Origin of the sequence: Cellulomonas sp. HD19AZ1, from assembly GCF_004535805.1 — a bacterium.
Classification (GTDB): domain Bacteria; phylum Actinomycetota; class Actinomycetes; order Actinomycetales; family Cellulomonadaceae; genus Cellulomonas; species Cellulomonas iranensis.
Map to the genome: position 1 here is coordinate 540,741 of NZ_SPHX01000002.1, position 25,084 is coordinate 565,824.

General features: G+C 74.6%; 21 protein-coding genes. 9 read left to right on the forward strand and 12 right to left on the reverse strand.

The features are described 5' to 3' along the window. Nucleotides 1-25: 25 nt before the first annotated feature. The 3 genes from E4A51_RS05975 to E4A51_RS05985 are packed head-to-tail and all read right to left on the reverse strand — an operon-like array spanning nt 26 to nt 3,217. The gene (locus tag E4A51_RS05975) at nt 26-904 is read right to left on the reverse strand and encodes a carbohydrate ABC transporter permease (RefSeq protein WP_134851135.1); all 879 of its coding nucleotides are present in this window, start codon (nt 902-904) and stop codon (nt 26-28) included. Continuing rightward, complete coding sequence (locus E4A51_RS05980; RefSeq protein WP_046527849.1) at nt 904-1,914, reverse strand: carbohydrate ABC transporter permease; 1,011 nt, start codon at nt 1,912-1,914, stop codon at nt 904-906. Before E4A51_RS05980 ends, E4A51_RS05975 begins: the two co-directional genes overlap by 1 nt. A gap of 13 nt (nt 1,915-1,927) precedes the next feature. Beyond that, nucleotides 1,928-3,217, reverse strand: coding sequence for an extracellular solute-binding protein (locus E4A51_RS05985; protein ID WP_087508488.1), 1,290 nt, complete (start codon nt 3,215-3,217; stop codon nt 1,928-1,930). Between the two features lie 218 nt (nt 3,218-3,435). On the opposite strand from E4A51_RS05985, the gene E4A51_RS05990 reads away from it, so the two are divergent. After that, nucleotides 3,436-4,458 carry a LacI family DNA-binding transcriptional regulator gene (locus E4A51_RS05990; protein ID WP_046527848.1) on the forward strand — a complete coding sequence of 341 codons (1,023 nt, stop codon included), beginning with the start codon at nt 3,436-3,438 and terminating at the stop codon, nt 4,456-4,458. Nucleotides 4,459-4,471: 13 nt separating this feature from the next. On the opposite strand, the gene E4A51_RS05995 is transcribed toward E4A51_RS05990, so the two are convergent. Continuing rightward, on the reverse strand, nt 4,472-6,013 hold the full coding sequence (locus E4A51_RS05995) for a peptide MFS transporter (RefSeq protein ID WP_134851136.1): 1,542 nt from the start codon (nt 6,011-6,013) through the stop codon (nt 4,472-4,474). 91 nt (nt 6,014-6,104) lie between these two features. Here E4A51_RS05995 and E4A51_RS06000 point away from each other — a divergent pair, with 91 nt between their 5' ends. From E4A51_RS06000 to E4A51_RS06010, 3 genes are all read left to right on the forward strand, one after another. Continuing rightward, complete coding sequence (locus E4A51_RS06000; protein ID WP_240696395.1) at nt 6,105-6,590, forward strand: MarR family winged helix-turn-helix transcriptional regulator; 486 nt, start codon at nt 6,105-6,107, stop codon at nt 6,588-6,590. A 114-nt stretch (nt 6,591-6,704) separates the two neighbouring features. Continuing rightward, nucleotides 6,705-7,346, forward strand: coding sequence for an NAD(P)H-dependent oxidoreductase (locus E4A51_RS06005; protein WP_134851138.1), 642 nt, complete (start codon nt 6,705-6,707; stop codon nt 7,344-7,346). A gap of 104 nt (nt 7,347-7,450) precedes the next feature. Continuing rightward, nucleotides 7,451-8,830, forward strand: coding sequence for a deoxyribodipyrimidine photo-lyase (locus E4A51_RS06010; protein ID WP_134851139.1), 1,380 nt, complete (start codon nt 7,451-7,453; stop codon nt 8,828-8,830). Between the two features lie 59 nt (nt 8,831-8,889). Here the strand turns inward: E4A51_RS06010 and E4A51_RS06015 are convergent, their stop codons facing one another. The 5 genes from E4A51_RS06015 to gatC form a co-directional block, all read right to left on the reverse strand. Further along, nucleotides 8,890-9,843 (reverse strand): 2-hydroxyacid dehydrogenase, encoded by a 954-nt coding sequence (locus E4A51_RS06015; RefSeq protein ID WP_240696396.1) that lies wholly within the window; start codon nt 9,841-9,843, stop codon nt 8,890-8,892. Beyond that, the gene (locus E4A51_RS06020) at nt 9,836-10,384 is read right to left on the reverse strand and encodes a GNAT family N-acetyltransferase (RefSeq protein ID WP_134851140.1); all 549 of its coding nucleotides are present in this window, start codon (nt 10,382-10,384) and stop codon (nt 9,836-9,838) included. Before E4A51_RS06020 ends, E4A51_RS06015 begins: the two co-directional genes overlap by 8 nt. A gap of 129 nt (nt 10,385-10,513) precedes the next feature. Continuing rightward, a complete protein-coding gene (gatB, locus tag E4A51_RS06025) occupies nt 10,514-12,022 on the reverse strand; it encodes an Asp-tRNA(Asn)/Glu-tRNA(Gln) amidotransferase subunit GatB (RefSeq protein ID WP_134851141.1) in 1,509 nt (502 codons plus the stop codon). Continuing rightward, nucleotides 12,022-13,539: an Asp-tRNA(Asn)/Glu-tRNA(Gln) amidotransferase subunit GatA gene (gene gatA, locus E4A51_RS06030; RefSeq protein WP_134851142.1), complete on the reverse strand. Its 1,518-nt coding sequence runs from the start codon at nt 13,537-13,539 to the stop codon at nt 12,022-12,024. The genes gatB and gatA overlap by 1 nt, the downstream gene beginning before the upstream one ends. A 1-nt stretch (nt 13,540) precedes the next feature. Then, nucleotides 13,541-13,837, reverse strand: a complete 297-nt coding sequence (gatC, locus tag E4A51_RS06035; RefSeq protein WP_046527840.1) for an Asp-tRNA(Asn)/Glu-tRNA(Gln) amidotransferase subunit GatC — start codon at nt 13,835-13,837, stop codon at nt 13,541-13,543. A 329-nt stretch (nt 13,838-14,166) separates the two neighbouring features. Between gatC and E4A51_RS06040 the strand changes: the two genes are divergently transcribed. Continuing rightward, nucleotides 14,167-17,409, forward strand: a complete 3,243-nt coding sequence (locus tag E4A51_RS06040; protein WP_167748831.1) for an endo-1,4-beta-xylanase — start codon at nt 14,167-14,169, stop codon at nt 17,407-17,409. A 176-nt stretch (nt 17,410-17,585) separates the two neighbouring features. On the opposite strand, the gene E4A51_RS06045 is transcribed toward E4A51_RS06040, so the two are convergent. The 3 genes from E4A51_RS06045 to ligA form a co-directional block, all read right to left on the reverse strand. Continuing rightward, nucleotides 17,586-18,008 (reverse strand): hypothetical protein, encoded by a 423-nt coding sequence (locus tag E4A51_RS06045; RefSeq protein ID WP_046527838.1) that lies wholly within the window; start codon nt 18,006-18,008, stop codon nt 17,586-17,588. Nucleotides 18,009-18,123: 115 nt separating this feature from the next. Further along, on the reverse strand, nt 18,124-19,398 hold the full coding sequence (locus E4A51_RS06050) for a GNAT family N-acetyltransferase (RefSeq protein WP_134851144.1): 1,275 nt from the start codon (nt 19,396-19,398) through the stop codon (nt 18,124-18,126). Beyond that, nucleotides 19,395-21,959, reverse strand: a complete 2,565-nt coding sequence (ligA, locus tag E4A51_RS06055) for an NAD-dependent DNA ligase LigA (RefSeq protein ID WP_134851145.1) — start codon at nt 21,957-21,959, stop codon at nt 19,395-19,397. The genes E4A51_RS06050 and ligA overlap by 4 nt, the downstream gene beginning before the upstream one ends. 109 nt (nt 21,960-22,068) lie before the next feature. On the opposite strand from ligA, the gene E4A51_RS06060 reads away from it, so the two are divergent. Genes E4A51_RS06060 through E4A51_RS06075 form a run of 4 tightly spaced genes read left to right on the forward strand, consistent with a single transcriptional unit; the run spans nt 22,069 to nt 25,079 of the window. Beyond that, nucleotides 22,069-22,740 (forward strand): hypothetical protein, encoded by a 672-nt coding sequence (locus tag E4A51_RS06060; protein WP_134851146.1) that lies wholly within the window; start codon nt 22,069-22,071, stop codon nt 22,738-22,740. After that, nucleotides 22,737-23,372, forward strand: coding sequence for a hypothetical protein (locus tag E4A51_RS06065; RefSeq protein WP_134851147.1), 636 nt, complete (start codon nt 22,737-22,739; stop codon nt 23,370-23,372). The genes E4A51_RS06060 and E4A51_RS06065 overlap by 4 nt, the downstream gene beginning before the upstream one ends. Beyond that, a complete protein-coding gene (locus E4A51_RS06070; protein ID WP_134851148.1) occupies nt 23,369-24,022 on the forward strand; it encodes a hypothetical protein in 654 nt (217 codons plus the stop codon). Before E4A51_RS06065 ends, E4A51_RS06070 begins: the two co-directional genes overlap by 4 nt. A 52-nt stretch (nt 24,023-24,074) precedes the next feature. Further along, nucleotides 24,075-25,079: a LacI family DNA-binding transcriptional regulator gene (locus E4A51_RS06075; protein WP_167748832.1), complete on the forward strand. Its 1,005-nt coding sequence runs from the start codon at nt 24,075-24,077 to the stop codon at nt 25,077-25,079. The last annotated feature ends 5 nt before the right edge of the window (nt 25,080-25,084 follow it).

The following is a 25,084-nucleotide window of genomic DNA, read 5'->3' on the forward strand; positions in this document are numbered from 1 at the left end:
ACCGTGCGCGGGCACCGCGGTGCGGTCAGCCCTTGACCGCGCCCGTCAGACCGCCGACGATGCGGCGCTCGAACAGGCTGAAGAACACCAGGGCGGGGAGCATCGACAGCGACGTGAACGCCAGGACGCGCGCCGTGTCGACGGAGTGCTGCGACGCGAACGCCTGCACCCCGAGCGGCAGCGTGAACGCCGACTCGTCGTTGAGGATGAACAGCGGGAGCATGTAGCTGTTCCAGCTCGCGATGAACGCGAGGATGCCGACCGTGACGACGCCGGGCATCGACAGCGGCACGACCATCCGCCAGAAGAACGACAGCTTGCTGCACCCGTCGAGCAGCGAGGCCTCCTCGATCTCGTCGGGGATGGCCCGCAGGAACGGGACCAGGATGATGATCGTCGTCGGCAGCGCGAACGCCACCTGCGGCAGGATCACGCCCGCGAGCGAGTTCATGAGGCCGAGCTCGCGCACCAGGATGTACAGCGGCGTGATCGCGACGGTCATGGGGAACATCAGGCCCGCCGCGAACAGCGAGTACAGCGCGCCGCGGCCGCGGAACCGGTACCGCGCCAGCACGTAGCTGGCCGCGAGCCCGAGCGCGACGACGCCGAGCGTCGTGCTCAGCGCGGCGACGGCCGAGTTGAGCACCTGCGTCCAGAAGACGCTGCCGCCGAGGACGTCGAGGTAGTTGCCGACCTGCCACGGCGAGGGCAGACCGGACGGGTCGAGCGTGATCTGCGAGTTCGTGCGGAACCCGCCGAGCACGATGTAGACGACCGGCGCCAGGATCGCGGCGATCAGCAGGGCGGCGACGCCCCAGACCGCGGCGTCGCCGCGGCGACGGCTCGAGGTCTTGCTGACCGTCGTGGCGGTCGTGGCCGGACGGCGGATCGTGGTGGTCGCCATCAGCGCTTCCCTCCCGTGGTCGCGCCCTCGGTGTCGCGCCGCAGCACGAAGCGCTGGTAGATGAGCGCGACGATCAGCGAGATGACGAAGAGGACGACGGCGACGGCGTTGCCGTAGCCGAAGCTGCCGGCGTTCCGCCCGTTGACGACCATGTAGGTCGCCATGGTCGAGGTGCCCGCGGTCGAGGCCACGTACTGGCCCCAGACGATGTAGACGAGGTCGAACAGCTGCAGCGAGCCGATGATCGACAGGAACGCCCAGATGCGCAGCGTGGGGCCGAGCAGCGGGAGCGTGATGCGCCGCTGGACCTGCCAGTACGACGCGCCGTCGATCGCGGCCGCCTCCGAGAGCTCCTCGGGGATGCCCTGCAGACCGGCGAGGAAGAGGATGACGGCGAAGCCGACGTACTTCCACGTGATGATGATCATCAGGGTCCAGATGGCGATCTTCGGGTCCGACAGCCAGTCACGCTGCAGGCCCTCGAGCCCGAGCTTGCCCAGCAGGTCGTTCACCGCACCCGAGGTCTGGAGCATGAGGCTCCAGCCGGTGCCGACGACGACCTCGGAGATCACGTACGGCACGAAGATGAGGACCCGGATGACCGACTGGCCGCGCATCTTGCGGTTGAGCAGGAGCGCCAGGGCGATCGCGATCGGTCCCTGCATCACGAGCGACATCACCATGATGAAGGCGTTGTGCCGCAGCGCGTCGTGGAACGTCGGGTCGGTGAGGATCGTGACGTAGTTCCGCAGGCCGACGAAGTCGGTCGGCGGGCCGAAGCCCTGCCAGCTGAAGAACCCGTAGTACGCCGCCATGACGACGGGGAAGATGACGAAGGCCAGGAAGACGATCAGGGCCGGGCCGGCGAGCAGGGCGATCTCCGCCCGCATGCGCCAACCGATCCCGCGGGCCCGCCCCGCCGAGGGCGGCACGGTGACCGTGCCGCCCTCGGCTGCGAGACCCGTGGGCGAGCCCTGTGCGTCGCGCACGTTCTCGCTGATGGATGACATCGTGGACTCTGCCTCAGCCCTTCGCGGCAGCGTCGTTGACGGCCTTGACGATCGCCTCGGGCGAGCCCGAGCCGGCGAGCATGTCGACCACGCCGACGTTCAGCGCGTTGCCGACGTTCTGGCCGAACAGCGTGTCGAGCCAGACCGAGACGTAGGCCGCGTCGTTGTACGCCGCGAGGACGTCCTGCAGGGCCGGGTCGGTGACGACGCCCTGCGCCTCCTTGCTGGCGGGCAGCGTGACGAAGGCCTCGGCGTACTTCTCCTGGTACTCCTTCTGCATGTAGAAGTTCAGGAAGTCGGCGCACTCCTTGGGGGCCTTGACCCAGCAGGAGTTGCCGTCGACGCCACCCATCATGGCCGACGGGTCACCCTTGCCGCCCTCGACGGCCGGGAAGGGGAACCAGCGCAGGTCCGCGAGGGGCTCCTTGGTCGGCGTGAGGTCCTTGATCACGCCCGGGTCCCACGCGCCCATGAGCTCCATCGCCGCCTGGTGGTTGGCGATGAGACCGGCGGACGAGCCGGCGCCCTGCTGGGCCGACGTCGTGAGGTAGCCGTCGTTGAACGGCTCCGTCTCGGCGAAGTCCTGCAGGTCCTGACCGGCCTTGAGGAAGCAGTCGTCGTCGAAGCTGCGCGACTCGGCGGCCTTGTCGATCGCGTCCTTCGAGCACTCGCGCAGCGCGAAGAAGTAGTACCAGTGCGCGGCGGGCCACGCGTCCTTCGCGCCGAGCGCGACCGGGCTGGTGCCCGCGGCCTTGAGCTTGGAGACCGCGTCGTTGAGCGAGGCCATGTCGGTCGGCGTCTCGGTGACGCCGGCCTCCTTGAAGAGGTCCTCGCTGTAGTAGATGCCGCCGGGCAGGATCGACTGCGGCATGCCGTAGACCTTGCCGTCGACCGAGAGCGCGGAGAGCGCGCCGTCGCCGAGCGCGGACTTGACCTCGGGCGAGATCAGGTCGGTCAGGTCCATGACCTGGCCGGCCTTGACGACGTCGGCGAGCTTGCCGCCACCGCGCGACATGAAGATGTCCGGCGCGTCGCCCGCGTTGAGCGCGGTCTGCAGCTTGCCGTCCATGTCCTCGTTCTGGACGACCTGGGCCTTGATCTTGACGCCGGGGTTGGCGTCCTCGAAGGCCTTGATGGTGTCGTCCCAGAACTTCTTGCCGTCACCCGTGGTGGAGTTGTGCCACAGCGTCATCGTGACGTCGCCGCCGTCGCTGCCGTCGCCGCTGTCCTGCGAGCACGCCGTGATGCCGGCGGCCAAGACGAACACCGCTGAGGTGAGCGCCAGGGTCTTCCTCACGTTCATGAACCCGTCCTCTTCGTCGAGTCGATCCCTGTAGGGACGCGCCCTGCTCGGTCGTCGACCTCGCGGGACACGCATCCTGCACCGACGGAACGGCCCCCTCGCCGGCCCTCGGCACCCGGTCGGTGGCGACGTCGCCGTCCCCGACCGGGCTTGACGCTGACGAGTCTGAACCGGCGTCCGGGTCGAAGTCAAACGATGTCGATAACGATATCGGCACGATGGCCTATGCTCACCGTGTGGAGCAGGTCACCCGCGTCAAGATGGCCGACGTCGCCCGGACGGCAGGGGTGTCGGTCGCGACCGTGTCGAAGGTCGTCAACGGCCGCTACGGCGTCTCGCAGGAGACCCTGGCGCGCGTGCAGCAGGTGATCGACGACCTCGGGTACGAGGCGAGCCTCGGCGCACGGTCGCTGCGCAGCCACCGCACCAACGTGCTCGGGATCCTCGTCGCCGAGTTCGAGCCGTTCTCGACCGAGCTGCTCAAGGGCGCCGGCTCCGTGGTCGCCAGCACGGGCTACGAGCTGCTCGCGTACTCGGGCGGCGGGGGCGGCGAGGTCGGCTGGGAGCGCCGGTACCTGTCGCGGCTGTCCGGCACGCTCATCGACGGCGCCGTGATCGTTACGCCCACCGTGCTCGACACCTACCCGGGCGTCCCCGTGATCGCGATCGACCCCCACGCGGGCCCCTCGGGCCTGCCGACCGTCGACTCCGACAACCTCGCCGGCGGCGTCATGGCGACCGAGCACCTGATCTCGCTCGGCCACCGCCGCATCGCGCACCTCGGCGGCCGCACCGACCTCGACTCGGCGCGGCTGCGCGAGCAGGGCTTCCGCCAGGCCATGGCCGCGGCGGGCCTGCCCGTCGACGAGTCGCTCGTGCTGCCCGGCGGGTACCGCCGACTCACGTCGGCGGCGCCCGCGCACGACCTGCTGGACCGGCCCGACCGACCCACTGCGGTGTTCGCCGCCAACGACCTGTCGGCGCTGGCCGTGCTCGACGCGGCGCGCGACCTCGGGCTGCGCGTGCCGCACGACGTGTCGGTCGTCGGCTTCGACAACGTCCCCGAGTCCGCGCTGAGCGAGCCGCCGCTCACCACGGTCGCGCAGCCGCTGCGCGAGATGGGCGCGACGGCGCTGCGGATGCTCGCCGACCTCGTCTCGGGCCGCGAGGTGCCGATGCACCTGCGGCTCGCCACCGAGCTGCACGTGCGCTCGACCACGGCTCCCCCGCCGCCCTTCTGACGGCGGCCCGGCCTCAGGACCGCGCGGCCACGTCCGCCTCGGACTCCGCGCCCTCGCGCACGTGCCGCGTCACCCACGGCGCGAGCGCGAGCATGACGCCCGCGACCGCGAGCGACACGACGCCGATGCCGCCGAAGAACGCGGTGCGGCTGACGCCCTCGGTCACGGTGATGAGCTGCGCCGTGACCGCCTGACCGGCCGCGGGGGCGAGGAACCACAACGCCATGGCCTGACTGCGGAAGGCCCGCGGCGCAAGCAGCGTGGTCGCCGCGAGGCCGACCGGCGACAGGCACAGCTCGCCGAGCGTCTGCACCACGTACACGACCACCAGCACCCACCAGGGCGAGCGTCCCTCGCCGGCGACCGCGGACGCGCCCGCGAGGAACAGGAAGCTCGACGCCGCGAGCGCGAGGCCGAGCGCGAACTTCACCGCGGTCGACGGGCGGTCGCCCAGCCGCACCCACAGCCACGCGAACACGGGCGCCAGCAGGATGATCGCCGCCGGGTTGACCGACTGGTAGAGCACGGGCGAGATCGTCACGCCCAGCACGTCGAGGTCGGTGTGGTCGCGCGCGTACTGGGACAGCGTGCTGGACGCCTGCTCGAAGATCATCCAGAACAGCGCGGCGGCGACGAACAGCGGCACGTACGCGGTGAGGCGCGACCGCTCGGGCGCGGTGACCTTCGGCGACCGGAACATCACGAGGAACATCACGACGGGTGCCGCGAGCGCGAGGTAGGACAACGCGTCGATGACGACGTCGAGCGGCCCGCCGCCCCCGGCCCCGACGAGCCACGCGACGACGCCCGCGGCCACGACCGCGAGCAGCACGAGCAGGCCCGTCCGCACGACCTGCGGGCGGTCGGCGGGCGTGAGCGGGTTCGGCACGGCGTCACCGGCGCCGTGCAGCGCACGACGACCGAGCACGAAGGCCACGAGCGCGAGGGCCATGCCGACCGCGGCGACCGAGAACCCCGCGTGGTAGCCGCCGACCTCGCGCGCGGCCTGCACGAGGAACGGGGCCGTGAAGGACCCGATGTTGATGCCCATGTAGAAGATCGAGAACGCCGAGTCGCGGCGCGGGTCGTCGCGCGAGTAGAGCTCGCCGACCATGCTCGAGACGTTCGGCTTGAGCAGCCCCGTGCCGAGCGCGACGAGCACGATGCCGAGGTAGGCGGTGCCGGCCGACGGCAGCGCGAGGCTCACGTGCCCGGCGGCGATGACGACGCCGCCCCACAGCACCGAGCGCCGCGCGCCGATCACCCGGTCGGCGGCCCAGCCGCCCACGACCGTGACGAGGTAGACCGCCGACCCGTAGACCGCGACGAGCGCGGCGCCCGACGCGTCGTCGAGGCCGAGCCCCCCGTTCACGACCGTGTCGGTGAGGAAGTAGAAGAGGATCGCCCGCATGCCGTAGTAGCTGAACCGCTCCCACAGCTCGGTCGTGAACAGCGTGTACAGCCCCAGCGGGTGGCCCAGCAGGGTGCGCCCGCCGGCGGCGGCCGCGCGCGGCCCCGGTGCGGCGCGACCCGGTTCGTCGGCGGTGTCGCTCATCCGGCCATCGTGGCCGTTCGGGGGCGTCGGCGCACGTCGCGAATTCGTCAACCGGTTGACATCGAGGGTGTCAACCAGTTAACTCGTGGTCGTGGACCTCTCCAGCACCGCCGACCACCCGCTCGGCGACCGCGTCACCGTCACGCTGCACCACCTCGTCGACGTCCTCGACGAGTTCGCGGACGACGTCCTGAACCGCGAGCACGGCGTGACGTTCAACCAGTACCTCTTCCTGGCCGTGCTCTGCGGCCTCGACCGGCCCGACGTCACGTCGCTCGCGCGCTGCCTGCGGGTCAGCAAGGCTGCCGTCAGCAAGCGCGTCGGCTCGTTCGTGGCGGCGGGCTGGGTCCGCACGCACGACGACCCCCGCAACGCGCGCCGCGTGCTGCTCGACCTCACCCCCGCGGGCCGCACCCTCGTCGACACCGCCGGCCGGCGGATGGAGCACGAGTTCACGTCCCTGTTCGCCGACGTCACCGACGTCGACCTCGACCGGCTGCACACCGACCTCACGACGGTCCTGACGACCCTGCGCACCGCGGCCGCGTCACGCGTCCCCACGTCGCCGTCGACCTGAGCGCCCCCTCACCCGCCTGAGGCGAGCCCCGCCGGACGTCGCACCGCCGTCCGGCTGCCCCGTCCTGCCCTCTCACCGCTCGTCCGATCCCGACCCCGCACCCCGGAGGTACCCGTGCACGTCCTCGTCGTCGTCGGCCACCCCCTGCCCGACTCCTTCAACCACGCCCTCGCGCGTTCCTACGCCGACGCCGCCCGCGCGGGCGGCGCGCAGGTGCGGGTCCTCGACCTCGCCACCACGCCGTTCCCCCACGACCCGCCGTCGAGGCGCGCGCTCGCGGCGCACGGCGGCACGACCGACCACCTCGAGCCGGAGGTCGCGGCGCTCGTCGAGCACGTGCGCTGGGCCGACCACCTGGTCGTGACGCACCCCCAGTGGTGGGGCACCTACCCGGCCGTGCTCAAGGCATTCCTCGACCGCGTGCTGCTCGCCGGTGTCGCGTTCCGGTACACGAAGGGCCACGCGCCGCGCCGCCTGCTGCGCGGACGCACCGCGCGGACGTTCATGACCATGGACTCGCCCAAGCCGTGGAACCTGCTCGCGTACCGGGACGCCGCGGGCGCCTCGCTCGGCGCGGCGACGCTGGCGTTCACCGGCCACCGGCTCGTGGGCCGCACGACGTTCGCGCCCGTGCGCTTCTCGACCCCCGAGCGGCGCGAGCGGTGGCTCGCGACCGCCGCGCGCCTCGGCCGCCGGGACGTCGAGCGCCTCACGGCGCGGCACCGGGCCAGGACGCGGGTCGCCGTGGCGGCCTGAGCGGCCACGCCGGCCGGCTGCCGCCGCCGCAGGTCGCCGCACGCCGCGGCGGGGCCCGCACCACGTCGCCGCGCGTGGTGCGCCGCCGCGGGTTAGCGTGCGACGTGCCGACGATCTGCTGGTTCCGCCGCGACCTGCGGCTGTCCGACCACCCCGCGCTGGTCGCGGCCGTTGCCGAGTCGCGCGCGGCGGACGACGAGGTCGTCGCGCTGTACGTCGTGGACCCCGCGCTGTGGCGGTCGGCGGGCGCGCCGCGGCTCGCGTACCTCGCGGCGTCGCTGCGTGCGCTCGACGAGGCGACGGGCGGCCGGCTCGTGGTGCGGCACGGCCGCGCGGACCACGTGGTCCCGCAGGTCGCGCGCGAGACGGGCGCGACGTCCGTGCACGTCAGCGCGGCCACCGAGCCCTACGGGCGGCGGCGCGACGACGCGGTCGAGGCGGCGCTCGGGCCCGACGTGCGGCTCGTGCGCACGGGCTGCCCCTACGCGGTCGCGCCCGGCCGCCTGAGCACCGGTCAGGGCGGGCCCTACAAGGTGTTCACACCGTTCCGGAACGCCTGGCTCGACCACGGCTGGCACGAGCCCGCGCCGCGCCCGCGCGACGTGCCGTGGGCGACGCTGCGCGGCGACGGCATGCCCGGCGCCCCCACGACCGACGTGCGTCTGCCGCGGGCCGGGGAGCGCGCGGCGCGCGAGCGGTGGCGCGCGTTCGTGCGCGACGACCTCGCGGGGTACGACGTCGACCGCGACCGCCCCGACCTCGACGTGACGTCGTGGATGTCGGTGCACCTCAAGTACGGCGAGATCCACCCGCGCACGGTCCTCGCGGACCTCGCCGAGGCCGGGCGCGGGGCCCGGGGCGCGCTGGCGACGTCGGTCGCGACGTACCGGTCGGAGATCGCGTGGCGCGAGTTCCACGCCGACGTGCTGTGGCACTCCCCCTCCGCGTCCCGGCGCTCGCTGCGCGAGGTCGTGCCGGCCGATGCGTGGGCCACCGGCCCCGAGGCCGACGACGCCTTCACGGCGTGGGCGCAGGGCCGGACCGGCTACCCGCTGGTCGACGCCGGCATGCGCCAGCTGCGGGCGCTCGGCTGGGTGCACAACCGCGTGCGCATGGTCGTCGCGTCGTTCCTCGTCAAGGACCTGCACGTCGAGTGGCAGCGCGGCGCCGACCACTTCATGGCGTGGCTCGTCGACGGCGACGTGCCGCAGAACCAGCTCAACTGGCAGTGGGTGGCGGGCACCGGGCGCGACGCGGCCCCGTACTTCCGCGTGTTCAACCCCGTGACGCAGGGCCTGAAGTTCGACCCGTCGGGCGACTACGTGCGCCGCTGGGTGCCCGAGCTGCGCGACGTGCCGGGCGCGGCCGTGCACGAGCCCTGGAAGCTCCCCGACGGCGTGCCGGACGGGTACCCCGAGCGGATCGTGGACCACAAGCACGAGCGCGAGGTCGCGCTCCGGGACCACGCACGCCGAGCCGGGTGAGCCCCGTGCGGTGACCAGGCCACCGACCGGCCGCCGACCGGCCCGCGTCCGCCGCGGCGTCAGGTGCGCGCGACCTCGTTGACCGCGGGCTCCCCCGCGAGCAGCGCCTCGAGCTGGCGGCGCACGAGCGCCGCTACGCGCGGGAACGTCGCGTCGGTGTTGCCGCCCTGATGCGCGGTCACCAGCACGTTCGGCGCGTGCCATAGCGGGTGGTCGGGCGGCAGCGGCTCGGGGTCGGTGACGTCGAGCGCGGCGCGCAACCGGCCCGCGGTGAGCTCGGCGAGCAGCGCGTCGGTGTCGACGACCTTGCCGCGCGCGACGTTCACGAGCAGCGCACCGTCCTTCATGCGCGCGAGGGCCGCGGCGTCGACCAGGTGGTACGACGTGCGCGACAGCGGGATCGCGAGCACGACGACGTCGGCGTCCGGCAGCAGGCCCGGCAGCTCGTCGACGCCGTGCACGTGCCCCTCGGCGTCGTCGCGGGCGCTCGACGCGACCCGCACGAGGTCGACCTCGAAGGGCCGGAACCGCGCGACGATCGCACGGCCCACCGAGCCCTGCCCCACGACCAGCACGCGGCGGTCCGCGAGCGACGGTCCGAACGGGTTGTCCCAGCGGCCCTCGTCCATCGCGCGCACGGCACGCGGCAGGTCGCGCTGGACCGCGAGCGTGAGGCCGACGGCCAGCTCGGCCGTGCCCGCGTCGTGCACGCCGCGACCGTTGCACAGCACGACGCCGGGCGGCAGGTGCGGCAGCGCGTGCTCGTACCCCGCGCTCGGCAGCTGCACGTACCGCAGCCGCGGCAGGTCGCGCAGCACGTCGAACCCGCCGGGCCGCACGAAGTAGTGCGGGATCACGACGAGGTCGACGTCCGCGGCGGTCGCGGGGGCGAGCGGACCTGACAGGTCCCAGCGGACCAGTCGCAGGTCGTCGGGGTGCGCGGCCGCGACGTCCGCGAGCCGCGCGAGCAGGTCGTCGTCCGGGACCGTCGCCGTGAGCACCCGGTCAGCCACCGATGCGCCCCGCGCGGTACTCGTCCTCGAGCATCGACATGACCACCGCGTCGCACCAGCCCTCGCCGTCGCGGTACGCGTCGCGACGGCGCCCCTCGAACCGGAAGCCGATGTTCTCGTACAGCGACACCGCGCGCGTGTTGATGCTGAGCGCCTCGAGCTCGACCCGGTGCAGCCCGAGCCCCTCGAACGCGAACTCCAGCACGAGCTCGATGGCCTCCGTGCCGTAGCCGCGACCGCGGTAGACCGGGCGCATCGACAGCCGCAGGCTCGCGCAGCGCACGTCCTCGTCGACGTCCGAGAGCACGATCTCGCCCCGGAACTCGTCGTCGCCGTCGACGGTGACCGCGAAGTCGAACCGCCCCTGCGCGGCCTCACGGCTCGCGCACCACGCGTCGACCTCGGCGCGCGTGAACGTGCGCGTCGTGCCCGTGAGCCGGTTGCCCTCGGCGTCGTCGAGCATGTCCCACATCGCGTCGGCGTCGTCGGCGCGCACGGGGCGCAGCACGATCATCTCGCCCTGGAGCGTCGGCTTCTGCATGACAACCCTTCCGTCGCCGCCCGGTCGGTGCGACCAGGCGCAGCGCACGTGCCCCTCGGCGCGCATCGGATCGTACGGACCCCGTGTGACCGAGGTGTTGCGTCCCGACGCACGCCGAGGGAATGACCCTCAGGCCTGCACGCGCTCCAGCACGAGCTCGCGGACCCGGCCGGCGTCGGCCTGCCCGCGGGTCGCCTTCATGACCGCGCCGATGATCGCGCCGACCGGCCCGAGGTTGCCCGAGCGGATCTTCTCGGCGATGTCGGGCTGGGCCGCGAGCGCCGCGTCGATCGCCTCGAGCAGCGGGCCGTCGTCCGAGACGACCTCGAGGCCGCGCGCGACGACGACCTGCTCGGGGTCGCCCTCACCGGCCAGGACGCCCTCGAGCACCTGGCGCGCGAGCTTGTCGTTGATGCGGCCGGCGTCGACGAGCTGCTGCAGCGCGCCGATCTGCGCGGGCGTGATCGGCAGCTCGGCGAGCTCGACCTCCTGCTGCTTGGCCGTGCGGGCGAGCTCACCCATCCACCACTTGCGCGCCGCGGCCGGGCTCGCGCCCGCCGCGACGGTCGCCTCGATCAGCTCGACCGCACCCGCGTTGACGACGTCGCGCATCTCGGCGTCCGCGTAGCCCCACTCGCCCTGCAGCCGGCGGCGGCGCGCCTGCGGCAGCTCGGGCAGCGCGGCGCGGATCTCCTCGACCCACGCGCGGTCGGGCACGACCGGCACGAGGTCCGGCTCGGGGAAGTAGCGGTAGTCCTCGGCGTCGGACTTCACGCGCCCGGCCGTCGTGATGCCGGTGTCCTCGTGCCAGTGCCGCGTCTCCTGCACGACCGTGCCGCCCGCGTCGAGCACGGCCGCCTGGCGGCCGATCTCGTAGCGGACCGCGCGCTCGACCGAGCGGAACGAGTTGACGTTCTTGGTCTCGGTGCGGGTCCCGAGCGGGGACTGCGGGGTCGCGCGCAGCGACACGTTGACGTCGGCACGCACGTTGCCGCGCTCCATGCGGGCCTCGGACACGCCGAGGGCCCGGAACAGGTCGCGCAGCGTCTGCACGTAGGCGCGCGCGACCTCGGGGGCCCGCTCGCCCGCACCCGTGATGGGTCGCGTGACGATCTCCACGAGGGGCACGCCCGCGCGGTTGTAGTCCACCAGCGAGTACTCGGCGCCGTGGATGCGCCCGGTGGCGCCGCCGACGTGCGTGTTCTTGCCGGCGTCCTCCTCCATGTGCGCGCGCTCGATCTCGACGCGGAACGTCGTGCCGTCCTCGAGCTCGACGTCGACGTACCCGTCGTGCGCGATGGGCTCGTCGTACTGCGACGTCTGGAAGTTCTTCGGCACGTCCGGGTAGAAGTAGTTCTTCCGCGCGAACCGGCAGGACTGCGCGATCTCGCAGTTCAGCGCCAGGCCGATGCGGATCGCGTACTCCACCGCGGTGCCGTTGACCGCGGGCAGCGCCCCCGGCAGGCCCAGGCTCACGGGCGTGATCTGCGTGTTCGGCTCCTCGCCGAACGACTGCTCGGCGCCGTCGAACATCTTGGTGCGGGTGCCGAGCTCGACGTGCACCTCGATGCCGATGACCGGGTCGAACCGGGCCACCGCGTCGTCGTAGTCGACCAGGTCGACGTTCGTCGTCGTCATCAGGCTGCCCCTCCGGCCAGCTCGGGGGCGCGGCCCAGGAGCGGGCCCTCCCAGCTCGTCTCCAGCAGCTGCTCGAGCGCGGCGCCCACGCGGTACAGGCGGGCGTCCTCACGGGCCGGGGCCAGGATCTGGAACCCGACCGGCAGCCCGTCGTCCGACAGGCCGTTCGGCAGCGACATGCCCGGCACGCCCGCGAGGTTCGCGGGGATCGTCGCGACGTCGTTGAGGTACATCGCGAGCGGGTCGTCGAGCTTCTCGCCCAGCTTGAACGCCGTGGTCGGCGCCGTCGGCGAGACCAGCACGTCGGCCTGCTCGAAGGCGGCGGCGAAGTCGCGCTGGATGAGCGTGCGGACCTTCTGCGCCGAGCCGTAGTAGGCGTCGTAGTAGCCCGCGCTCAGCGCGTAGGTGCCGAGGATGATGCGACGCTTGACCTCGTCGCCGAAGCCCTGGCCGCGGGTCGCGGCCATGACGCGCTCGGCGGTCACGGGCCCCTCGGACGGCTCGACGCGCAGGCCGAAGCGCATGCCGTCGAACTTCGCGAGGTTGCTCGACGCCTCGGCGGGCAGGATCAGGTAGTACGCGGCGAGCGCGTACGTGAAGTGCGGGCAGGAGACCTCGACGACCTCGGCGCCGGCCGAGCGCAGCGCGTCGAGGGACTCCTCGAAGCGCGCGAGGACGCCGGGCTGGTAGCCCTCGCCCTGCAGCTCGCGCACGACGCCGACCTTGAGGCCGCGCAGGTCGCCCGACGCGCCCTCGCGCGCCGCCGCGACGTAGCCCGTCGCGGGGTCGGGCAGCGACGTCGAGTCGCGCGGGTCGTGCCCGCCGATCAGCTCGTGCAGCAGCGCCGCGTCCAGCACCGTACGCGTGCACGGCCCGGCCTGGTCGAGGCTGCTGGCCAGCGCGATCAGCCCGTAGCGCGACACGCTGCCGTACGTGGGCTTGACGCCGACCGTGCCGGTGACGGCCGCGGGCTGCCGGATCGAGCCGCCCGTGTCGGTGCCGATCGCGAGCGGCGCCTCGTACGCGGCGACGGCCGCGGCGGACCCGCCGCCCGAGCCGCCGGGGATCCGCTCGAGGTCCCACGGGTTGTGCGTGTTGCCGTACGCCGAGTGCTCGGTCGACGACCCCATGGCGAACTCGTCCATGTTGGTCTTGCCGAGGACCGGCAGGCCGGCGGCCTTGATGCGCTCGACGAGCGTCGCGTCGTAGGGCGGCACCCAGCCCTCGAGGATGCGCGAGCCGGCCGTGGTCGGCAGGCCGCGGGTCACGACCACGTCCTTGACGGCGATCGGGACGCCCGCGAGCGCGTGCAGGTCGTCGCCCGCGGCGCGGCGCGCGTCGACGTCGGCGGCGGTCGCCAGGGCCTCGTCGGCCGCGACGTGCAGGTAGGCGTGGACGGCGGGCTCGACGGCGGCGATCCGGTCGAGGTGGGCCTGCGTCGCCTCGACGCTCGTCACCTCGCGCGCGGTCAGGCGGTCGGCCAGCTCGGCGGCGGTCAGGCGGGTCAGGTCGGTCACGTCACTCCTCCCCGAGGATCTGCGGCACGAGGAACTTGCCGTCCTGCGCGGCGGGCGCCTGCGCGAGCACCTCGTCGCGGTCGAGCGGCGCGACGGGCTCGTCGGCACGGAACACGTTGGACAGCGGCAGCGGGTGGCTCGTGGCCGGCACGTCCGGGGTGGCGACCTCGGACACGCGGGCGACGGACTCGACGATGACGTCGAGCTCGCCCGCCAGCCGGTCGGTCTCGGCCGGTGTCAGGTCGATCCGGGCGAGCGCGGCGACGCGCGCGACCTCGTCGCGGGAGAGGGTGGACATGGCCTGGAGTCTAGACGTGGTGGGTCCCCCGGCCGCAGGCCGCCGCGCGTCCCGGTGCGTGGACCCGGCCATGGGCCTCGGCGCGATCTCGGTCGCCGAGCGGGCCGGGAGCACGCAGACGTGTCATGTCGCCTGTGACGGTTCAGACCCCCGCAAACCGGGCGCGCGGTTGCCCCGAAAGGGTCATTGTCGCTGGTCAGCGCATCTCGATAACGTTCTCGATAACGTTCCCCACAGATCCCGGGCGCATCGGCGCGCCCGCCGGGGTGAGGAGCGGCACGTCCCGACGCGGCACCGCAGCCGCGTCGGCATGCACGCGAAGGAGCGACATGCACGCACCCGCCCAGGGGCGACGGCACCGGCGCGCGATCGGAGGTGCGGCGGCCGCCACGGCCCTCGTGCTCACCGGTCTCGTGGCACCACCCGGCGCCGTTGCCGCCGACTCCGGCACCGTCCCGTACACCGTGATGTTCAACAACTTCGAGAGCAGCGTCGGCAGCCGGGCACCCGCCTGGTCCGCGCTCGACGTCGCGGGCCCCTCGGGCACGCCGGCCGCCACGTCCTTCTCGACCACCGACGTGCGCACGCGCGTCAGCCACGCGCGCAGCCTCCGCGTCGCCGCGCGCGACCACGTCGGCGACGGCGCCCAGATGCCGATCCCGGCGACCCTGCTCACGGCCGGGCAGACCTACACGGTCTCGGTGTGGGTGCACGTCGCGGAGGGCTCGACCCCCGTGACCGCCGGCACGCCGCTCACCGCGCGCGTCGCCGTCGGCGGCACCGCGCTGCCCGCCGCCGCGGGCACGGACCTCGTCCTCCAGCCCGGCGTCTGGAAGCGCGTCGCCGTCACCTACACGCACACCGCCGGCGCGACCCCGCTCACGGTGTCGATCGACAACACCACGGGCACGTTCTACCTCGACGACGCCATGATCTCCGGCGAGCGGGTCGGCGACCCCGTGCCCGCGACCGGCACCCTCAAGAACACCCTGGGCTACCCCGTGGGCGTCGCCGTCGAGCGCCGCTCGACCCTCGTGGGCACCGAGCCCGAGCAGGTCCTGAGCGCGCAGTTCGACCAGGTCACGCCCGAGAACGCCATGAAGCCCGAGTCCTGGTACGGCGCCGACGGCAAGTTCGCCGGCTCGCCCGGCGCCGAGATGACGTCCAACGAGGGCGCCGACGCGCTCATGGACTGGGCCAAGCGCAACGACGGCCGCGTCTACGGGCACGTGCTCGTGTGGCACGGGCAGAACCCCGGCTGGTTCTTCCAGGACGGCAACGGCCAGCCGCTCGACGCCACCGCGCTGAGCGCACGCATGCGCACGCACATCTTCGACGTCGCCGAGTACCTGGCGGACCGGTACGGCCCGTTCGGCTCGCCCGGCAACCCGCTCGCGGCGTTCGACGTCGTCAACGAGGTCATCGCCGACAGCGCGTCGACCGCGTCGAACGGCATGCGCACCAGCACGTGGTTCAACACGCTCGGCGAGCAGTTCGTCGACCAGGCGTTCCGCGACGCGGACGAGGCGTTCAACGACGTCTACGCCGCCCCCGGCAGCGACCGCCCGGTCAAGCTCTTCATCAACGACTACGGCACCGAGGGCGGTGACGCCGCCGGGTCCAAGCTCAACCGCTACTACGACCTCGTGCAGCGGCTGATCGCGCGCGACGTGCCGATCGACGGCGTCGGGCACCAGTACCACGTCAACCTCAACACCCCGACCGCGAACCTGCGCACGGGTCTCGAGAAGTTCACCGCCACCGGGCTGCAGCTCGCGGTCACCGAGTTCGACGTGACCACCGGCTACCCGCAGACGGAGCGCCTGGCGATCCGGCAGGGGCAGTACTACCGGACCGCGTTCGACATCTTCAACGCGTACGACCGCGCCAACCCCGACCGCCTGTTCTCGGTCACGGTGTGGGGGCTCAACGACGCGGGCTCGTGGCTGTACTACGACGGCGCGCCGCTGATGTTCGACGACTACCTCAACCCGAAGTGGTCGCTCGTCGGCGCCCTGGGCGGCGACGTGCCCGCCGAGCCGAAGGCGATGACGGTGTTCGGCAGCGAGGTCGACCTCGACGCGCCGCGCGTCACGAGCGACCCGCAGTGGCAGCTCGTCGCGCCCGCCGCGGTCGGCGACCACGCGCGGTTCGCGCTGCGGTGGTCCCCCGACACGCTCACGGCGTACGTCGACGTGACCGACGCGAGCGTCGAGGCGACCGACGCCGTCACGTTCCGCGTCGGCGCGCAGCGGTACACGTTCGCGCGGTCCGGCGAGGGTGACGTGCCGGGTGCCGTCACGCAGCGCCCCGACGGCTGGACGGCCGTCGTGCAGCTGCCGCTGACCGGTGCGGCCGAGGGCGGCACCGTGCCGTTCGACGTGGCCGTGACGGACGGTGCCACGACCGCGGGGTGGAACGCCCCGGGGATCCTCGGCGAGCTCACGCTGCGCGAGCCGCTGTCGCACGTCGACGTGCTCCAGGTCGACGCTCCCCCGGCGGTCGACGCCGAGGTCGACGACCTGTGGGCGGCGGCCCCCGTGGTCCGCACCGACAAGGTCACGCAGGGCAGCGCGGCGGCGGCCTACGCCGACGTGCGCACGGTGTGGTCGGGCGACGGCTCGTCGTTCTTCCTGCTGGCCGAGGTCACCGACCCGCAGGTCAGCCTCGCGCCGAACAACGCGTGGGAGAAGGACTCGCTCGAGATCTTCGTCGACCCGGGCAACGCCAAGAACGGCGCGTACCGCGCCGACGACGTCCAGATCCGCATCGCGGCCGACAACGCGGTCTCGAGCGGCGCGGGCCGCGTCGTGGCGTCCGCCACCCGGCAGACGGACACGGGCTACGTGGTCGAGGCGGAGATCAGCCTCCTCGCGGCGGGCGGGCCCGGCACGCTCCACGGCCTGGACTTCCAGGTCAACGACGCGACCGGCAACGCCCGCACGGGCGTCAAGGCGTGGGCCGACCCGACCGGCCAGGGCTACCAGAACACGGCCCGCTGGGGCGTCGCACGGCTCGCCGAGCGACGCACGCCGGCCCTCGCGCTCGGGACCGACGAGGTGCGGGCGGGCGGCGACGTCACCGTGACGGCGACCGGGTTCCCGGCACGCGCCACGGTCGAGCTGCAGCTCGTCGCGGCGACGTCGGGTGCGGCACGCGCCGCGGCCGACCCCGTCGCGCTCGGCACGGTCGAGGTCGCGGCGGACGGGGTCGCGGAGACCACGGTCACCGTGCCCGCGTCGGTCGCCGCCGGTGACTACCGGGTCGCGGCCGTGACCGCCGACGAGACCCTCGCCACGGCGGACCTGCGGGTCGTCGCGGCGGCGGTCGAGCCGACGCCCGAGCCGACGCCCGAGCCGACGCCCGACCCGACCGGCTCGCCGACGCCGGGCGCCACCCCGACGCCGGGCGGCACGGGGAGCGCGGGCGGCACCGGCGGCACGGGGTCGAACCCCGGGCGCCTCGCCACCACGGGCTCGGCGATCGCGCTGTGGTCCGCGCTGGCGGCGGCGCTGCTCGCGGGCGGCGGCGTGCTGGTGCGCGCACGACGCGCGGCGGGTGCCGACGACTGACGTCGGAGCGCCACGGCGGCCGGGTCGGACCTCGTGTCCGGCCCGGCCGTCGCGCGTCCCGGCCCGGACACGGGGCACGGCCACGAGGGCGCCGTCACCTGGGCGCGGTCTCGTTCCCCGGGTCGGGTGCCGTCCGACGCGTGTGCCGTCCGACGCGCGTGCCGGTCGGCGCGGTCTCAGCCGACGCGCGAGGTCGCGGCCGTGACGAGCGCGAGGAGCGCCTCGGCGTACGCGTCGGCGGGCTCCTCGGACGTGAACACCCGCTCGGGCTGCCCGCCGATCTCGACGAGGACCTGGTAACGGCCGTCGGTCGAGCGCGCGAGGCTGCGGAACGTGCCGCCCAGCAGCTCGCGGAGCTGGTCCTCGCGCGGCAGCCAGAGGGCGTCCTCCTGGCGCAGCGAGTCGAGCGCCCACTCGGTCGTCCCGTTGAAGCCGAGCACGGTGCCGGTCGGGTACTCGTGCGCCTCGACGACCATCTCGGAGATCGTGAACACCTCGCCGCCCATGTCGGCACCGCGCACCACGAAGCGGTCGCCGGCGCGCGGGTGCCACTGCAGGCCGGCGGCCTCGAGGGCCACGGCGTTGTCCGTCGAGATCATGCGCCCAGTATCGGCTCCCGCGCCCCGATCGGCCCGCCCGGGAGGGCGGCCGCGGTGCACCCCGCACGCCGCCACGGCGCGGGGAGCGCGGGACCGCCGTGGCGCTCCCGTCGGGTCAGCGCGAGCCGGTCGACGGCCCCGCGGCGAGCTCGCGGTACGCGTACCCGTGCGCGAGCCGGAACCCCAGCGCCTCGTACAGGCGCAGCGCCCCTGCGTTGTGCGACTCGACCTGCAGGAAGGCGCGCCGGGCGCCGTGCTCGGCGGCCGCGGCGAGCGCCGCCGTCGTCAGCGAGCGCCCCCAGCCGCTCCGGCGTGCCGCGGGGGCGACCTGCAGGCACGACAGGCCGACCCACTCCCCCGCGAGCGCCGCCCGGATCACCGCGACGTCGTCCCCCGCCTCGTCGGTCGCGGTGAGGTAGAGGGCGGGCGCGGCGCCGACGATCGCACGCGAGACGTCGCGCGCGCCGCCCTTGCCCCGCAGCCACCCGTCGAGCCACGCGTCGTCGGGCGCGTCCGCCACGCGCACGCGCCCGGGCGCGACGTCACCGGTGGCGGCCGCGCCCGCCGCACGCCCGCGCGGGAGCGGGTCGAGGTCGTGCACGAGCACGTCGGTGAGCGACGCGACGGCGTAGCCGCGACGGTCCAGCTCGGCGACGAGGCCCGACGGGTTGCCGGGGTCGCCGACGCGGAACGTCGACGGTGCGCCGTCGGCGCGGTAGAGCGCCTCGACGCGGTCGACGGCGGACGGCAGGTCGGCGACCGCGCACGGCGCGACCGTCGAGCTCGCCCGCCGGGTCACGCCCCGCGAGAGCCCGACGCGCCACCCGTCGACGTCGACCGTGCGCAGCGGGGGCCACGTCGCGACCTCGACGTCGACTCCGGGCGCCGGGGGCGCGTGCCACGTGCGCACGCGCATCGTGACCTCGTCGGTCCAGTCCCGCTCGGGTCGTGCCACGAACCCGAGGCGGGCGTAGAGGCGCTGCGCGGCGGTCATGGGGTCGAGCGTGGACAGCACGACGTCGCGCGCGCCGCCCGCGACCGCGGTGCGCAACGCACCGCGCACGAGGTGCTCGGCGACGCCCGCTCCGCGCCGCGCCGGGTCGACCGCGAGCATCCGCAGCTCGACCTCGTCGGCCCGGGCGACCTCGGCGTAGCGCGTGCCCGGGGCCGCGAGCGTGACCGTGCCCAGCAGGTCGTCCGTGGTCGCGTCGACCGCGACGAGCAGGGTCGCCTGCGCCGCGCGGGTCCGTGCGTCCCGCAGCTCGTCGGCGTACCAGTGGCGCGCGTCGACCAGCCCGTCGGCCACGTACGCGCGCGCCGTGAGGGCGCCGACGGCCGCGAGCTCGTCGTCGCGCGCCGCACGCACCACGACGGGTCCCGCGGCGCTCACGACGCGTCGTCGGGCGCGGCCGCCTCGTCGTCCTGCCCGGTCGCCCCGGCCGCCCCCGCGTCGCTGCCGCCGTCGGCCGCGGGCGGCGGCCCGACCGCGTCGGGGCCGCCGGCCAGCAGCGTCTCGAACCCCGCCTCGTCGAGGATCCGCAGGCCGAGCTCGCGCGCCTTGGTCTCCTTCGAGCCCGCGTTCTCGCCGACGACCACGAAGTCGGTCTTCTTCGAGACCGAGCCGGACGCCTTGCCGCCGCGCGCGAGGATCGCCTCCTTGGCGCCGTCGCGGCTGAACCGCTCGAGGCTGCCGGTGACGACGACGGTGACGCCCTCGAGCGTCCGGGGTGTCGAGGCGTCGGCGACGTCCTCCATGACGACGCCGGCCGCGGCCCACCGGTCGACGACCTCGCGGTGCCACGGCTCGCCGAACCAGTCGAGCAGCGACTGCGCGATCGTCGGCCCGACGCCCTCCACGCCCGAGAGCCGCGCGACCGCGGCCGCGCGGTGCGCGGCGCGCGGGTCCGGCGCGGGTTCCTCGGCGACGTCGTCGGCGGGTCCGTCGTCGGCCCCGGCCAGGTCGAGGGCGTCCTGCTGCCCCGCTCCGGCCCCGTCGCCCGTGCCCGCCGCGGCGGGTGCGTCGGGCTCGTCGGGCCACCACGTCGCGTCGACGACCTCGCGCAGCGCGCGCATCGACCCGAACTCCTGCGCGAGCGCGCGCGCGGCCGTCGGCCCGACGTTGCGGATGCTCAGCGCCACGAGCACGCGCCACAGCTCCTTGGACTTGGCCAGCTCAAGCTGGTCGAGCAGCGTGCGGGCGGCCTCGGACGGCTCCCACTCGCGCAGCACGCGCCCCTCGGCCTCGGCGGCGGCGCGCTGCGCCTTGGTGTGCTTGAGCGTGCGCCGGAAGGGCGTGCGGCGCCGGACGGTGCCGTCCTCGTCCTCCTTGGGCAGCCCCGTCTCGGCGTCGCGCACGACGACCTCGACCTGCGCGAGCGTCGCGAGGCTCACGTCACGCACGTGCGCGACGTCGTCGGGCGTCGGGTCGTCGCCGTAGCGCACGAGGTCGAACAGGTAGGCCTCGGTCGGCACGGGCGGCGTGCTCGGCACCTCGGGCTGCGTGAGCGCGGCGGCGGTGACCTCGCCGAGCACCTCGATGTCGAACGCGCCGCGCGAGCCGATGTGCTCGAGCCGGCCGCGCACCTGCGCGGGGCAGCCCTGCGCGTTCGGGCAGCGCAGGTCGACGTCGCCCTCGCGCATGGGCCGCAGGGGCGTGCCGCACTCGGGGCAGTCGGCGGGCATGTGCCACGCGGGCGGCCGCTCGCCCTCGTCGGCCTGCGGCGCACGCCCCACGATCTCGGGGATGACGTCGCCGGCCTTGCGCAGCACGACCGTCTCGCCCGGCCGCACGTCCTTGAGCCGGACGACGTCCTGGTTGTGCAGCGTCGCCTGACGCACGGTGCTGCCCGCGACCGTCACGGGCTCCATCACGCCGAACGGCGTCGCCCGCCCCGTGCGGCCGATGCCCACCTCGATCGCCAGCAGGCGCGTGAACACCTCCTCGGGCGGGTACTTGTACGCGATCGCCCACCTCGGCGCGCGGCTCGTCGCGCCCAGCCGGCGCTGCAGCGCGATGTCGTCGACCTTGACCACGATGCCGTCGATCTCGTGCTCGACGTCGTGCCGGTGCTCGCCGTAGTGGTCGATGCGCGCCCACACCTCGTCGAGCCCGTCGAGCACACGCGTGTGCGACGACGTCGGCACGCCCCACCCGGCCAGCAGCTCGTACACCTGCGACTGCCGCTCGATGCCCTGCCCGCGGCCCTCGCCCCAGGTCAGGGCGCCGATGCCGTGCGCGTACATGCGCAGCGGGCGCGACGCCGTGACGCGCGGGTCCTTCTGCCGCAACGACCCGGCCGCCGCGTTGCGCGGGTTCGCGAACGGCGGTCGCCCCGCCGCGACCTGCGCCTCGTTGAGCGTGCGGAACGCCTCGACCGGCAGGAACACCTCGCCGCGGATCTCGATGAGCTCGGGGTGCGTCGCGGGGTCGCCTGCGAGCACGTCGGGGATCGTGGTGATCGTGCGGACGTTGAGCGTGACGTCCTCGCCCGTGCGCCCGTCGCCGCGCGTGGCCGCCCGCACGAGCCGGCCACGCTCGTACAGCAGCGCGATCGCGAGCCCGTCGATCTTCAGCTCCGTGAGGTACGCGAGCGGCGCGTCCGACTCGAGGTCGCGGTGCACGCGCTGCGACCACGCGAGCAGGTCCTCGCGCGAGAACGCGTTGTCGAGCGACAGCATGCGCTGCACGTGGTCGACCGCCGTGAACTCGGTCGAGAACGTGCCCCCGACGCGCTGCGTCGGCGAGTCCGGCGTGCGCAGCCCCGGGTGCTCCGCCTCGAGCGCCTCGAGGGCCCGCAGCCGCTCGTCGTAGGCGGCGTCCGACGACGACGGCGCGTCGCGCACGTAGTACGCGAACTGGTCGGCCCGGATCTGCTCGGCCAGCTCGGTCCAGCGGTGCCGGGCCTCGGCGGGCACGTCGCGCTCGGCGGTCTGCGGGGTCGGGTCGCTCACGGGTCCATCATGGCGCGCGGCACCCACACGCCGCCCGCCGCGCCCGGCTCCCCGCCCGCCCGTCGGCCGGCACGTCCCGCACCCCCGCGACGGCCCTACACTCGGCCGCGTGCCCGGTCCCGCCGCCCCGCCCGACCTGCGCGCCCGCGCACGGGCGAGCGGCAGCCGCGTCGCGCGCCGCGTGCTCGACCAGCCGCTGCGGCGTCTCGGCGTCGTGGGCGCCGTCGTGCTGCTGGCCGCCACCGCGGCCTTCGGCGGGCTCGAGGAGCAGACCGACGACGGCCTCGAGGTCCTGGCGACCGGCGTGCCCGTCGACGTCGCGCCGTTCGAGCTCACCGTCGAGCGCGTCGTGTGGACCACCGCCCTGCCCGGGCAGGGCCTGAGCGAGCCCGGCAACCGCTGGCTCGGCGTCGTGGCGACCGTGCGCAACACGTCCGACGCGGGCGTCCTGGGACCGGTCCTGCGCGAGGCGCTCACGCTCGACGACGTGCCGGGCCTCGTCGGGGCCCCGGGCGACCTGGGCGTGCCCGCGTCCGCGGTCGCGGTGCTCGTCGACGGCTCGGAGCTGAGCCCCGTGCAGCCCGGCCTCGCGTACGAGGTCGCCTTCCTCTTCGAGCAGGACGGCGGGACGCCGCCGCCGACGTCCGTCGCCGTGCAGCTGCAGCGCCACGTCTGGGGCACCGGCTCGCTCGACCCGACGGCCGGCTGGCGCGACGCCGCGACCGTGCTGCGCGGCGACCTGCCGGCGCGCGAGGCCGTGGCCGACGAGGACGCCGCGTGAGCGCCGCGGACGGCGCGCGCCGGGCCCGTCCCCGCGTGCGCCCGCCCGCGGGCCGCGCGCTCGGCGCGGGCGCCGCCGTCCTGGCCGCGCTCGTGGTCGGTCACGTCGTCACGTCGGCGTTCCCGGTGGACGAGCGCGTGGCCGCTCCCTTCGTGCGCGAGGGTGACGTCGGCGACACGCTCGACCTCCGCTACGCGCGGCTCACCGTCGAGGAGCCGACGGGGTCGACCGTCCTGGCGCCCGAGGTCGGGTCGCTCCTCGCGACGCCGGGCGTCTGGCTGGTCGTCCCCGTGACGGTCGAGGCGAAGGGACAGCCCCGCGCGCTCGCGTTCGCCGAGCTGCTCGGCGGCGACGGCCGGACGTACACGGTGTTCACCGGGGGCCGCTCCGCGTTCCTGCCCGGTGCGGCGCAGCCCGGCGTGCCCCGCCACGCGACGCTGCACGTCGAGGTCCCGCCCGAGGCCGTGGCGGGCGCGCGCCTGCGCGTCGGCCTCGACGTCGAGGACCAGCGCCACGACGACGTCGCCGAGGTCGACCTGGGCCTCACGCAGGACGACGCGGACGCGTGGTCGACCGACGACACCCCCGTGCGCGCCCCCGCCGCGTCCGACGCACCGCCGGAGCAGCCGTGACCACCACCGTCCCGTCCCCCGCCGCCGCGCGTCCGCGCTCGTGGTGGCGGCGCAACCGCTGGGCCCTGGTCGCCCTGCCGCTCGCGCTGGCGCTCATGGCCGCCGCGTCCGCCGACCGCGTGCGCTCGCTGTGGTGGGAGCAGGGCCTGCACGATCCCACGACGGCCGCCCCCGGCGCGGCCGTCGCGTTCCACCAGGACGTGCGCGACGGGCTCGGCGGCACGCGCCCGCTCGACGTCGAGGTCAGGCTCGACGCCGTCGTCGACGCGACGACGCCGCCGCGCGACCTCGTGGTGCCCGCGGGCGCCCGCGCGGTGCAGGTCGAGATGACGCTGAGCGCCGACCCCGACGTCGTGCTGCGCGGCTGCTCGCTCGCCGTGCGGGACGCCGCCGGCACGCGGTACGACTACGTGGCGAACGGGTGGGGGACCACGCAGCCGGCCTCCCCCTGCGTGCCGGTCGACGCACCCGGCCCGGCACCCTCGCTCGGCGACCTCGACGACGTGCTCACGCCGGACTCGACCCCGCGGCGCCCGGCCACGTGGACCGTCTCCCCGGTCGTGGTCCTGCCCGCGGACGTCCAGGTCAGCGACGTGGTCCTGTGGTGGCAGCTGCCCCAGCACGTCGTCCTGCCGACCGCGCGCGAGTGACGCGGGCGGACGCCCCCTGCGTGACAGGATGGCGCCGACGAGGGAGCGGACCATGACGGACGAGGTGCGGCTGCGCGACGTGGCCGAGGCGGCGGGCGTGTCGATCGCGACCGCGTCGCGCGCGCTGACCGGCCGCAACCGCGTCTCCGCGTCGACGACGGCGCACGTCACCGCCGTCGCGCGGCGCCTGGGCTACCAGGTGAACAGCGTCGGGCGCGCGCTGCGGGAGGGCTCGACGCGCACGGTGGGCATGACGGTCCCCGTCATCGGCAACCCGTACTTCGCGCAGCTCGTCGACGCGGTCGAGGGCGCGCTCGTCGAGCCCGGGCTCGAGCTGCTGATCGCGGACTCGCACGGCGACGTGGACCACGAGGCCCGCCGGCTGCGGACGCTCGTCGGACGCCAGATCGACGGCCTCGTGGTGGTGCCGGCCGACGTCGAGCGCTCCGCCCCCGCGCTGCGCGCGGCACGCCGGCACGCTCCGGTGGTGCAGCTCGACCGCCGTGTCGAGGGCCTGACCACCGACTTCGTCGGGGTCGACAACGCGCTCGGCATGCGTGTCGTCGTCGACCACCTCGTGGACCGTGGCGCCCGCAGCGTCGTCCTCGTCGGCGCCGACGACGTGACGTCGGCGGGCGTCGAGCGCCGCGAGGGCTTCGAGGCGGCCGTCGCCCGCACGGGTCTCGAGGTGCACGCACCCCTGCTCGACGACTTCAGCCTCGAGGCCGGGCAGCGCGCCGCCGAGGAGCTGGTCGCACGCGGCCCGCTGCCCGACGCGGTCGTCGCCGCCGACGACCTGCTCGCCGTCGGCGTGGTCACGACGCTGCGCCGCCTCGGCGTCGACGTGCCTGGGCGCGTGCTCGTCACGGGGTTCGACGGCACCGTGATCGCGGGCATCACCGAACCGGCGCTCACGACGGTCGTGCAGCCGTTCGCCGCGCTGGCGCAGGAGGTCACCCGCACCCTGCTGGCGCGGATCGCGGACGGCGCGGCGCCGACCCGGCAGAGCCGGATCAGCCCCGAGCTGCTCGTCCGCGCGTCGACCACGCGCCCCTGAGGGGC

Bases quoted from the DNA above. Each gene is read 5' to 3' on its own strand.
- gatB (WP_134851141.1), bottom strand. From the start codon at position 12,022: ATGACGACGACGAACGTCGACCTGGTCGACTACGACGACGCGGTGGCC.
- E4A51_RS05990 (WP_046527848.1), top strand. From the start codon at position 3,436: ATGGCCTATGCTCACCGTGTGGAGCAGGTCACCCGCGTCAAGATGGCC.
- E4A51_RS05995 (WP_134851136.1), bottom strand. From the start codon at position 6,013: ATGAGCGACACCGCCGACGAACCGGGTCGCGCCGCACCGGGGCCGCGC.
- E4A51_RS06075 (WP_167748832.1), top strand. From the start codon at position 24,075: ATGACGGACGAGGTGCGGCTGCGCGACGTGGCCGAGGCGGCGGGCGTG.
- E4A51_RS05985 (WP_087508488.1), bottom strand. From the start codon at position 3,217: ATGAACGTGAGGAAGACCCTGGCGCTCACCTCAGCGGTGTTCGTCTTG.
- gatC (WP_046527840.1), bottom strand. From the start codon at position 13,837: ATGTCCACCCTCTCCCGCGACGAGGTCGCGCGCGTCGCCGCGCTCGCC.
- E4A51_RS06040 (WP_167748831.1), top strand. From the start codon at position 14,167: ATGCACGCACCCGCCCAGGGGCGACGGCACCGGCGCGCGATCGGAGGT.
- E4A51_RS05980 (WP_046527849.1), bottom strand. From the start codon at position 1,914: ATGTCATCCATCAGCGAGAACGTGCGCGACGCACAGGGCTCGCCCACG.
- E4A51_RS05975 (WP_134851135.1), bottom strand. From the start codon at position 904: ATGGCGACCACCACGATCCGCCGTCCGGCCACGACCGCCACGACGGTC.
- E4A51_RS06045 (WP_046527838.1), bottom strand. From the start codon at position 18,008: ATGATCTCGACGGACAACGCCGTGGCCCTCGAGGCCGCCGGCCTGCAG.
- E4A51_RS06020 (WP_134851140.1), bottom strand. From the start codon at position 10,384: ATGCAGAAGCCGACGCTCCAGGGCGAGATGATCGTGCTGCGCCCCGTG.